Source organism: Micrococcus sp. HSID17227 (assembly GCF_003989405.1).
In the GTDB taxonomy this organism is placed as follows: Bacteria; Actinomycetota; Actinomycetes; order Actinomycetales; family Micrococcaceae; genus Micrococcus; species Micrococcus luteus.
The window spans coordinates 1-1,567 of the sequence record NZ_RBLN01000368.1; the positions used below are offsets into that span (position 1 = coordinate 1).

Annotated in this window: 2 protein-coding genes; both read left to right on the forward strand. The window is 73.5% G+C overall.

The genetic code is table 11. From position 1 onward, the window contains the following. Positions 1–724, forward strand: a 724-nt coding sequence (locus D8M29_RS11885; RefSeq protein ID WP_127446010.1) for a hypothetical protein, incomplete at its 5' end; no start/stop codon positions are given. A gap of 90 nt (positions 725–814) precedes the next feature. After that, the gene (locus tag D8M29_RS11890; protein ID WP_002856696.1) at positions 815–1,300 is read left to right on the forward strand and encodes a hypothetical protein; all 486 of its coding nucleotides are present in this window, start codon (positions 815–817) and stop codon (positions 1,298–1,300) included. The last annotated feature ends 267 nt before the right edge of the window (positions 1,301–1,567 follow it).

Sequence of the window (1,567 nt, forward strand, 5' to 3'; positions counted from 1 at the left end):
TCGCGGGCTCGGCGGACTGGCCGTCGGCGGCGCGGTCGCGGCGGTCGCGCTGCGTGCCACCGGCCTGAACGACCGGATCGACGGCGCCGTGGTGCGCGGGCTCCAGCGGGTCGGCGTCCCCGCCCCGCGCGTCGCGCTGGCCGCAGCGGCCTCCCTGGCGATGCTGCTGGCCAACGAGGACGCCCGCCGGACCCGCCGCGACGCCGTCGAACTCGCCGTCACCGGCCCCGCCGGCCTGGACGAGGACGCGGTCGACGAGGTCGAGCCCGAGGCCACCGCCGAGCTGCCGGTGGAGGTGTGCGTGCTGCTCGAGACCCTGCTCGACCCGGCGCTGGCCGAGGGCCGGGACCTGCCCGGGGCTGAGGCGCTGCGCTCCCAGCTGCCGCACGCGCGCACCGTCACCTCGGTGGCCGAGGCCATCCGTGAAGCCGGCGAGGTCCCGGACTGGGTGCCGCTCGTCGTCGAGACCGACGATGACATCCGGCGCGCGGTGCCGAACGACTGCGTCTGGCCTGTCCGCGGCCGCTTCGCCTCCGGCTCCGCGGGAGGGCACGAGCTCGAGCTGCGCCTGCAGGTGATCGACGGGGAGATCGGCGCCCTGACGGTGACCCTGCCCGCGGACGCCGAGGCGGACAGCGACGCCTGGGACGCGTTCCAGGAGATCGAGTCCTTCCCCGGCGTCGAGGACCTGACCTTCCACGTGGACGGCGACCGGCGCGTCTGACCGGGAACTCTCCCGGGGCCCGTCCAGCCCGGCCCACTACAGTGGGGACCCGCCCGACGTCGTCGATCCCCCTCCCGGAGAGTTCCCGCCATGACCACCCCCGCCCCGGTCGCGTCCGCCGCCCGTGCCCGTCGCCGCGCGGCCCGTTCCGGCCCCCGCCCGCAGCTGCGCATGGGACTGAACGGGTTCCTCGTGGCCTGGCTGCTGCCCAACCTCGTGATGGCCGCCGTGGTGGCGGTCCTGGCCGTGGTCCCGGGCCTGCAGGCCTTCGGCAGCTTGACACCGCTGCTGACGGTGGTCGGGGTCGCCGGGCTGGTGGTGGGGCTGCCGCTGTGCCTGCTCGTGAACTGGGCGTTCCGGCACGTGCTCAACCAGTGGGTCCACGTGCTGGCGTACGCGCTGATCGGCATGCTCTACGGCCTGGTGGTGCTCACGCAGGGCGCGGCGGGCATCCTGCCGATGCTCATCCCGGTGATCGGCTTCCCGGCCGCCGTGCTCATGGCCCTGGGCCGGACGGCGGCCCGTCCCCTCGTCCGCACGGTCACCCCGGAGCCGTCGCCCGCCGAGCCGGCCTGAGCACGCCCGACAACGAGAAAGGACGATGGCCGGATGGCCATCGTCCTTCTCGGAACCGCGTCCGGGGCCCGCATCCCCTCAGGCATGTATCCCGGCTCGTGATTCGCACTGTGCACCGTCTCAATGGGGCATGACCCACTCTAGGTGTTGTGGGTCATGAGGTTCTTGCCACGAGGCGCCGGCTGAGATGAGACGAGTGGGCCCCGCCCCGCAGGATGGAAGTTCCTACACCACCCACCTGCCAGAAGAGACCCACTCATGACTCAC

Bases quoted from the DNA above. Each gene is read 5' to 3' on its own strand.
- D8M29_RS11890 (WP_002856696.1), top strand. From the start codon at position 815: ATGACCACCCCCGCCCCGGTCGCGTCCGCCGCCCGTGCCCGTCGCCGC.